This window comes from Marinagarivorans sp., from assembly GCF_982758155.1.
The window spans coordinates 1-9,330 of sequence record NZ_CEXWTU010000199.1; the positions used below are offsets into that span (position 1 = coordinate 1).

Consider the following 9,330-nt stretch of genomic DNA (forward strand, 5'->3'; position numbering starts at 1 on the left):
TTTGATGCGGTTCCAGATGGTGATGACATGGCGCCGTTAAACCCACTGTATGGCTATGATTGGGATAACGACGGCATGCCCGAAGTGTGGGAGCAGCAGTACGGGCTGGATGACTTCAATCCAATCGATGCTTCCTTCGATAATGATTTTGACGGTCTCACCAACCGTCAAGAATTCTTATCCGGCACCGACCCCCGTGATTTAGATACCGATCGCGATGGTGTTAACGACAACATCGACCAGTGCTCCGACACAACCGATACCAGTGTTGATGCTAATGGTTGTGGCAATAGCCAATTGGATGATGATGGTGATGGTGTGAACAACGCCAATGACGCTTATCCAGAGGACGCAGATCGCTGGGAGATCAATAATGACTTAAACCTCGATAAATTAACTTCTGACCTAGGAATTGGACTGCAGCCAATCGGCACGGCTCGCTATAGCTTAGGTTACAGTGCGGCTGCCATCGGGGATATTAATGGCGACGGTATCGACGATTTCATCATTGGCAGCCAACACGAAGATCCTTGGAGGTCAGGGACTTTAAATGGTGTGAGCTATATTATTTTTGGTACTCAAACTGGCGCACCAGAGGATATAAAACTCACTGAACTCGATGGCTCCAATGGTTTTATCGCTGCATCTCGCTGGAGCTTGAGCAACGGTACCAGTGGTACGGTTCGCACGCATGATAAGCACTATGTATCAAGCGCTGGAGATTTTAATGACGACGGTATTAGTGATATTGCTATTACTGCAAAACGTAAAGGCGATGCGGCTATTGTGCATCAAGCCGAGGTTTTCATTGTATATGGCCGGGAAGCAGGCAAGCCCTGGCCTGCCCTGGTTGACCTTTCCCTGCTAACCGCAGAAGAGGCATTTATTATCACCGATATTCCAGGTACTTACCTTAATACACCACGCGTGGTCGGGGTGGGTAATGTAAATGGTAGCTCAGGTGATGACATACTTATTTCTGCAGCCGAGTCGGTTTTTAATCCTGTGACCGGAGTCAACGATGAGAGCGGCCATGCTTATCTAGTGTTTGGCTTTCAACCCGGCGAGAAAAATAGCTATGGAGTGACGCAAATAGACAGTAGCACGCAACGTATCACCGGGAGCCTCAACTACGATGTGCTTGTAAGTGCTGCGGGGGATATTAATAATGACGGCTTTGCTGATTTCATGCTGAGCTCTAAGGGTTACCTTAGTAATATGTATCGTCCAGAGGTCTATATATTCCTCGGCAATGATGACGTCAATACGGATGGTACCTTACCCGTATCTCAAGCTGACTTAACCATCAAGGCACCACTGTTTAGGCATTTAGGTATCTCCATGAGCGCCTTGGGAGATATTAATAGTGATGGGGTAGACGATATTATTATTGGCGATAGAGTCGGGGGGAATAATACGGGATCATCGTATGTAATATATGGTGACGAAGCACTCGGAGATTCCGAGGTAGTGGTAAATGTTGATGCGTTACACCACACTCAAGGTTTTTCGATTCATGGCGCAACTAATGGCGAGGCAGCTGGCCTGGCCGTTACGGGTGCTGGTGATTTTGATGGTAACGGCTACCCAGACCTTTTAATTGGGGCCCCCCGTGCAGAGAGTAATGCTGGTAAGGCTTACATATTACTCAACCCCAATGCAGACTGGCCAAAGGTAATCAATCTTGACTCATTAGAGGCGGATCAAGGTTTTGAGATTCTTAGCGCGCAAGGGGGCAGCGCTACAGGGAGTTTTGTATCATCTATAGGTGATATTAATGGTGATGGTAAGGATGACATCTTCGTTGGTGCGCCTAGATATTCATTGACTGAAGATGGTAGAGAGGGGCGTGGCTACGTAATCTACGGGGCCAGTTTGAATTAATTTAAATGCAACCTTTTTTAAACGGCCCTTTTTAGGGCCGTTTTTAGTTGTGCTCAAAGACATGAGCTGAATGGCATTGAGGGGGGATATTAATTCAGGGTAAGTCATCCTTACAGTTGCATTAAGAAATGGCAAGAAATCGGTTTAAGCCTGTATATATAGTATGAATTCACTTTTTTGACCAAGATCTGGATTTCACCCTTGGTGAACTCTAGGTATGAGTCCAAAAGTGCAATCAAAAATACAAGAAGTTGGCTGGCCACTAAAGCCACCGCACTGCCATCCACCGGGTAATAATTATTCTGTGGATGCTCTGCGACATGAACGTAACGCCAAAGCCTTACTCCACGGTATATAACAAGGGCGAGGTGAGAACCAATATGTTTTAGATGGGCAGGCGCTTTAACCGTATCGCGTTGGTTGGCTTAATGACAACTACGGGCTAGCCACCAACAAAGTCTGGAAGAATTGACTAAAAATTCATTTTCAGTTTTTACTTGATGCCCAACTACCCTTACTTTAGCGCCAGCTAAAATAAGGGTTTTAATACCCCTCCTAACGCTTAAATAATTGAATGCACTAACAAAACCGAACCAACCTCGACTGATAAAATAATCAGCCAATTATAAAAACGGCCCCACCACGTCCCACCAAAACTCCTCCGTCTAAAAGCCCCCCACTATCGGTTTAGATTAATGGGAGTATGTTTTCGCATAAACCTTCCGAGCCCGCTTCCTTAAACCTAAAAAACGCAGTTGAAAGTCAAAAATATGCGTGCTCCTGTTGTAAAGTAAAAGGGGTGCAGTAAAAATGTGTGGCCACCTATTGGTGATAAATCATTTTTATCACGCGCGTGCATTCAATCGGTTTTTTTACGAAATACTAGCCCTTAAGAAGCGGCATTATAAATACTCAATTGCTCCTTGCGATAGGCACTTGGCGTTGCACCGACTAACTCTTTAAACGCACGATTAAACGGTCCGATTGAACCAAAACCACAATCCATCGCAATCACCAAAATGGCACGGCTTGCATACTCGGGGGAGGTTAATAGTTTTTTTGCTTGCTCGATACGGTAGCTATTCAGCATGTGATTGAAGTTACGGTAGCCTAAAGCGCCGGTAATCGATTGCGTGACTTTGTATTCCTGCTCGGCCATTAATAGCGCCAAGTCTGCCACTTTAAGCTCTGTATTTAAAAAAACTTTGTGCTCATCTAATTGCTCGCGAAGCTTGGCGGTTACTGCCGGATCACTTGTCGTGGCAGACGTACCACGGTGTGATTTACGCGAAATAATCGTGGCCTCTAGAGGGTGAAGCCTGCGATACCCAACAGCTAACCCGGCACCCACTAATGCAAACGCAGCCAATGAAGCTTTCGCACCACCTTGTGCTTGCTCAAATGCGGGTAATGTTGCGACAATAGATGAAGCCAGTAAAAAGATGTACCCCACCAAAAATATAAGCCGAAAGTGTTGCTCACGCTTGCTCTCTAGTCGACGATAGCCTTCTAGAGCCTCGACCAATGGCAGCAACAAAACGGTAGAGCTTAACAGCGTAATAACTTGGCGATAAAATGCAGCAAAGTCACTCCCGCTAACCACGTCACTAAACGATTCCGCCACTATCAGCAACGCAGAGAATACAAACAATGCCCCCACAATATACAGCGGCCAATGCGCGCGGGGCGTTGCATTACTGAATAGCTCGCGGACAAGTAGCCAGCTCAAGCCACAACTCACGCAACCCATAATCCCCAAAATCACTCCTAATAACGGTAACCAGGCTTGCACAAAATAATTGAGTGTAAACGCAAAGATGGATACCGAAAACAGCAGCCAGTAGAGCGTCAAAGGTGCTACTACTTTGAGCGATAAGCGCTTTAAAGGCGTTGACGAAATTGTATCTCGCGCGGCTGTGTGAATATTCACAGAAAGGGATCCTTTATATTTCGAACAATAAATCATCACATTGATTTTAAAAACAACTATTTAACCTGAAAATCTAACCGATTTCCAAATCGAGAAGACTTCAAAAGGCTAAATGCAGAGCATGGCGTTCAAATATTCTACAGGAACCTACCATGTCTCAAAAACTGCTAAACCTAAGTGCGAAGCTGTGGTGTACCACTGCGGCCGCTGGCCAGTTAGCCTTTATCGCTTTTATCGTGACCTATTACGGCATCAAGATAGTAGCGGGCAACTTCGCAGCATGGAACGATAAACCACTCATTATGGGTTATGTGGCTGGCGACACCCACGGCAACCTTATGTTTGCACTGCACGTATTATTGGGTGCCGTTATTACCCTTGCAGGCCTGATACAGCTGATACCTAAAATTCGTCAAAAATGGCCCAAGCTCCACCATTGGAACGGGCGTATTTTTATCTTACTTGCGGTATTTTTAGCACTGGGCGGCTTGTGGATGATCGGGGTAAGAGGGGCCACCCTATCCACCATTTCTTCTTTTTTTGGCGTGTTGGGCGCTCTACTTATATTGCTTTGCTGCGCTAAGGCACTTCATCACGCACGCCGGCGGCAAATAGGCTTACACCGACGCTGGGCACTGCGCGCATTTCTTGTCGTTAATGGTGTTTGGTTTTTCCGTGTGGGCATTATGGCGTGGATCCTAATAAACCAAGCGCCGCGTGGAATGAACCAAACCCTTTCAGGCCCCGCCGATATCGCCATCGCCTTCGGCAGCTACCTGCTCCCCCTCGCCTGCCTAGAACTTTATTTTAGAGCCCAAAGCAGCACATCCATAAAGTTCAAAGTTATGAGTAGCAGCATTATATTTTTAATGACGGCAATAATGGCACTGGGTATTTTCGGTACGGTTTTTATAATGTGGCTGCCATACCTGTAAATATTATAGAGGCGAGGTCTTAGGGTCGGGGCAATAATAGTTTGTCCAGTTAGACGAGGGGGCCTATAGAACATAGGTCGTAGGGTAACGCGGAGCAGTTACCGAGGCATGTAACGCTGTTGAGGAGGCAGGAGATAAGTATTATTGGATAAAGTATTTTTTCCTCGGTCCTAATGTCTTATTTCCTCGCCCCTAAAGTCCTAGCTCGGTTAAACCGGGGTGGTCTGCGGGGCGTGGTCCCAGCGCCCAATGAAATTTTCTATCGGCCTCGTCTATGGCTAGGTCATTAATACTCGCATATCGATAAGCCATCAAGCCTTGTTCGTCAAACTCCCAGTTTTCGTTACCATAAGAGCGAAACCATTGGCCGCTTGCATCGTGCCACTCATAGGCAAAACGCACGGCGATTCGATTCGCGTCGTGGCACCATACTTCTTTTATCAGTCGATACTCTAACTCCCTCTCCCACTTACCTTTTAGAAAGTCGACAATTTCACTGCGACCCAGAGGAAATTCGACTCGATTTCTCCACTTCGAATTGGGTGTATACGCCAGAGCAATTGCCGCTGGATTTTGATTATTCCAAGCGTCTTCTGCCTTGCGCGCTTTGGTAACAGCATCATCAAAACTAAACGGCGGGAAAGGTGGGCGAGCTTCTGTATTATTCATTTTCGCATCCTCGGTTTTAAATTAATCGATAAAGTCGTTATATTTTAAGCGTTAAGTGCTTCGTTTTTGCGCGCGACACACAAGGACAAAACTGCGTTGTCTTTTCGGCCTCTTGAAGGGCCGTGTCGCGATGGTCCGGCTCGCCTTCGATCAGCTCAACGACACAGGTTTTGCACTGCCCTGTTTTACAGCTATAAAGGGGGGCTAAGCCCTCGTCGATCAGTGCATCCAGTATGCTTTGCTGCGCGCCGACTTCGATTATTTTCCCCGTGCCCGCTAAGGTTACGGTTATAGCGTGATCATTAGTTCCACGCTCCGGGCTAAAGCGCTCGAATCGAATGCGGTCCGCGGTAATGGATAGGTCTTCTGCAAGCTCGCTGATCTCCCGCAATAAACCTGCCGGGCCACAGGCGTAAAAAACCGTATCGCTTGCTGCGTTCTGCATTACCCCACGTATGCTCAATCGCTTACCTTCGTTAGCAGGGTATAAAGTCATATTTTCACCGAAGGCACGTTGCAGCCTATCGAAAAACGCCATGTCTGCCTGACTGCGCCCCGCATAGTGGAGATGAAAAGCATGCCCTCTTTCGGCAAGGCTTTGAGCAATCGCTTTCATCGGTGTAATACCAATACCGCCCGCTAGCAGGATAACGGGCTGCTTTGGCTCTAGCTCCGTCTCAAAATAATTAGCGGGCACTGGGCAGTTTAGGCGCATACCAAGCTGATACTGCTGATGTATAGCTGATGAGCCTCCTAAACCTTGCTCTTTATTGAGCACAGCAATTTCGTAAATGTCACGTCGCGCCGGGTTTGAACAAATCGAGTAATGCCTCAAAACTGAGCTGCCATCATCTAGAATAACGAGGACTTCCAAGTGTGATCCTGCGGTAACTTGCGGCAAAGCATCCTGATTCGCACTGCGTAACTCATACGCTCTTATTTGCGGCGTTAACTGTCGGATACCCGTAATAACAAGCCCCAGCGGCCCCGCGCCCATTACTTTAGGCTCATTGATTGTTGACGCTTGCTGGCCCAATTCTGAGAGGCGTTGCTCAACCATGGTATTCACATCATCTTCGGTATATCTGGGTGTAATATGCTGCGGACAATTCCAGTCAAAGGCTTCAATATGAATAATAAAACCGCGCTCTATCTTAGCGCGGTAATGATCGAGTTTGAGCTGGCTGAAAAGCTCATGCTGAGCCGCCTCAATCACCTCAACTCGGCCTATAAGCTTTAAGCGCCGGCGATTAGGGTAATCCATAAAAAATAGCGACACCCGATTATTGTGGCTAATATTGCCGGTGCTTATGTACTGCCGGTTGCCACTAAAATCGGCGAAACCTAGCGTTTTTGCATCAAGCACCTTCATAAAACCTGCCGGCCCACCTCGGTGTTGAACATAGGGCCAACCTGTTTCACTGACACTTGCCATGTAAACACTATCGCGCTCGCTGATAAATTCAGCTTCGAATTCGCTTAATAAATAGTTGAAATCGTCGCCCTCTTCCATGCGCGCATAATTTTCACGACTGCGTTTTTCGCTTTGTATTGCTTTGACCGCATCGGTAAACATGAGGTTTGCATATTTATGGCCCATATCAGACGTCTCGAGTTAATACACAAATTTAGTTAATACACACATAATGGTGCGTGTAGGGGTGTTAAAAATTTGATTAAAAAGTGAGATACCAGCACCTGCCGGTATCTCACTTTTTAAACGCTCTAACGCTTAAGGGACGAGGTAATAATAGTTTGTCCAATTAGGCGAAGAGGTCGACTTTCTTATCGAGGCGCTTAAAGGGGCGCATGCCGGGGCATGTAACGCTTTGAGCAACGAAGATAAGGAGGTCGACATCAAGAATTAGTGGATGAAATATTGTTTCCTCGTTCCTAAGCCGCGTCGCGACTAAGGTCTAACTCGATCTTTGGAAAGTCGATTTCTACTTGGCTCGCCTTTCCTAAAATATTGGTCAATACGTTCATACCAACATGCGTAATAATTTCGACAATATCGGACTCGCTGTAACCCGCTGCTCGAACTTCCGCTAGCTCTTCTGAGGTAACGTCGCCATTGTGCTCTGTCAACGCTTGCGCAAACTTCACTGCAACTGCGGCTTTAGCGTCTTGACTGGTGCCTGCACGGTTGGCTTCAATTTCTGCACCGTTTAGTCCTGCTTTTTTACCGATTGCGGTATGTGCAGATACGCAGTATTGGCACTCGTTCTGCTGCGCAACCGTTAGCGCTATTCGCTCACGTGTGGCGGGATCTAAACTGCCCTCACCGGCAATGCCGTGCAGGCCTAAAAAAGCACGCAAAGCGCTAGGCGAGTTCGCGAATACTTTTAAAAAATTTGGCACCATGCCAAGCTGGCCCTGGATAGCGTTTAACAACTCTTGCTGTTCGGTATTGGCGTTGTGTTGATCAATGACTTGAATGCGGCTCATATCGTCTTCCTCAGTTAAATTAACGCGTGCAGCGAATGCTGCAGTGAACAATTAAGCGCATGGTTTACTGCTTGCCATGCCACTGAGCGTACTTTGCCAAACTTCCCGCGAAAGAAGAATAAGCATAGAATGTAATTTATTATTGCGCCAAGTGGAACAATCGGGATTACCTATGGACAAATTTCATCTACTCACTGTTTATGTTGCTGTGGCCGAAGAGCGAGGCTTTGCGGCAGCCGCTAGGCGGCTGAACATGTCCCCTCCCGCTGTAACACGAGCCGTCGCCAGCTTAGAAGATCAACTGGGTGTTAAGCTTCTTAACCGCACAACCCGCTATGTGCGCGCAACCGAAATCGGCTTGCGCTATTTAGACGATGCTAAACGTATTCTTGCTGAAGTAGACACTGCAGACCAAACCGCTACGGGCATTAATTCTGAACCGCAAGGCCACTTGGTGGTAACTGCCCCGGTATTATTTGGGCGCCTATTTGTCACCGAGGGTATCGTCGACTACCTAAAAAAATACCCAAAAATGCAAGTAGATGCGATATTTTTAGACCGAGTAGTCAACTTACTTGAGGAGGGCATAGATGTCGGCGTTCGCATCGGCGAGCTACCCGATTCCAGCATGCGCGCCAAGCGCATTGGCTCCGTGCGGCAGGTTCTATGCGCGGCGCCTGAGTATCTTGCAAAAAACGGGATACCCCAAAACCCTGACGACTTGCAAAAACATACGATTATCGCGTCCAAAGCTGGAAGCGGCAGCATCGACTGGCGCTTTCCCATCGCAGAGGAACACATCGACAAAAAAAGTAAATACAAAGTGCTGCCGCTAAAACCTCGGTTAACCGTCACAACTAACGATGCCGCGATTCAGGCAGCCATTCAAGGCTTTGGAATTACACGAGTACTGTCCTATCAAATCGCGAAAGAACTTGCATCTGGGCAGTTGAAAGTGGTGTTAGAGAACTATGAAACCGCTGCAAAGCCTGTGCACGTTGTGCATAGAGAAGGTCGCAATTCGGCGGTGAAAATTCGCGCGTTTGTTGACCTGCTGGCGGCCAACCTGATGCAGCACAAAGCATTAAACTAATGCCCATCCGCAATTCCACTCAAACATAAAAATTAACCCCATTAACTATTAACCATTATAAAAACCTCTAACTACAGATTATTGCGTGCAGATAAGTAGATAAATAGATAAATAGATAAATAAAAGTTTTAGCGAAGAGTTTTAACGTGTTAGAAGGCAACAATTCAAATGGCTTATACGCAATAACAATGATGTATAGGGGTTATCAATATAATTTGTTTTTGAGATTAAAAAAACTAACGACCAAACCATAAGGGACGTGCATGAAATAACTTTCCGTTTTTGAATTCCTAGGTGCACGTTTGCCTTCGTTAAAAATATTTTCAATAGCCGGCTATTACGCCATATTTTCGCCTCGCCAAGCAAGCACC

The 9,330-nt window shown here is 46.7% G+C and carries 8 protein-coding genes; 4 read left to right on the plus strand and 4 right to left on the minus strand.

The annotated features are described in order from the left end of the window. Both AC3A8L_RS16905 and AC3A8L_RS16910 read left to right on the plus strand, forming a co-directional pair. On the plus strand, positions 1-1,884 hold a 1,884-nt coding region (locus AC3A8L_RS16905; RefSeq protein ID WP_487963448.1), incomplete at its 5' end, for an integrin alpha. Positions 1,885-2,101: 217 nt separating this feature from the next. Then, entirely contained in the window at positions 2,102-2,242 is a 141-nt protein-coding gene (locus tag AC3A8L_RS16910; RefSeq protein ID WP_487963449.1) for a hypothetical protein, read from the plus strand. 531 nt (positions 2,243-2,773) lie between these two features. On the opposite strand, the gene AC3A8L_RS16915 is transcribed toward AC3A8L_RS16910, so the two are convergent. Beyond that, complete coding sequence (locus tag AC3A8L_RS16915) at positions 2,774-3,814, minus strand: AraC family transcriptional regulator (RefSeq protein WP_487963450.1); 1,041 nt, start codon at positions 3,812-3,814, stop codon at positions 2,774-2,776. Between the two features lie 152 nt (positions 3,815-3,966). Between AC3A8L_RS16915 and AC3A8L_RS16920 the strand changes: the two genes are divergently transcribed. After that, a complete protein-coding gene (locus AC3A8L_RS16920) occupies positions 3,967-4,749 on the plus strand; it encodes a DUF2306 domain-containing protein (protein WP_487963451.1) in 783 nt (260 codons plus the stop codon). A 192-nt stretch (positions 4,750-4,941) separates the two neighbouring features. On the opposite strand, the gene AC3A8L_RS16925 is transcribed toward AC3A8L_RS16920, so the two are convergent. From AC3A8L_RS16925 to AC3A8L_RS16935, 3 genes are all read right to left on the minus strand, one after another. Beyond that, positions 4,942-5,418, minus strand: a complete 477-nt coding sequence (locus tag AC3A8L_RS16925; protein WP_487963452.1) for a nuclear transport factor 2 family protein — start codon at positions 5,416-5,418, stop codon at positions 4,942-4,944. 37 nt (positions 5,419-5,455) lie between these two features. Then, the gene (locus AC3A8L_RS16930) at positions 5,456-7,018 is read right to left on the minus strand and encodes a pyridoxamine 5'-phosphate oxidase family protein (RefSeq protein ID WP_487963453.1); all 1,563 of its coding nucleotides are present in this window, start codon (positions 7,016-7,018) and stop codon (positions 5,456-5,458) included. A gap of 293 nt (positions 7,019-7,311) precedes the next feature. Further along, positions 7,312-7,866, minus strand: a complete 555-nt coding sequence (locus AC3A8L_RS16935; RefSeq protein WP_487963454.1) for a carboxymuconolactone decarboxylase family protein — start codon at positions 7,864-7,866, stop codon at positions 7,312-7,314. A gap of 172 nt (positions 7,867-8,038) precedes the next feature. Here AC3A8L_RS16935 and AC3A8L_RS16940 point away from each other — a divergent pair, with 172 nt between their 5' ends. After that, positions 8,039-8,959, plus strand: a complete 921-nt coding sequence (locus AC3A8L_RS16940) for a LysR family transcriptional regulator (RefSeq protein WP_487963455.1) — start codon at positions 8,039-8,041, stop codon at positions 8,957-8,959. Positions 8,960-9,330 lie beyond the last annotated feature (371 nt).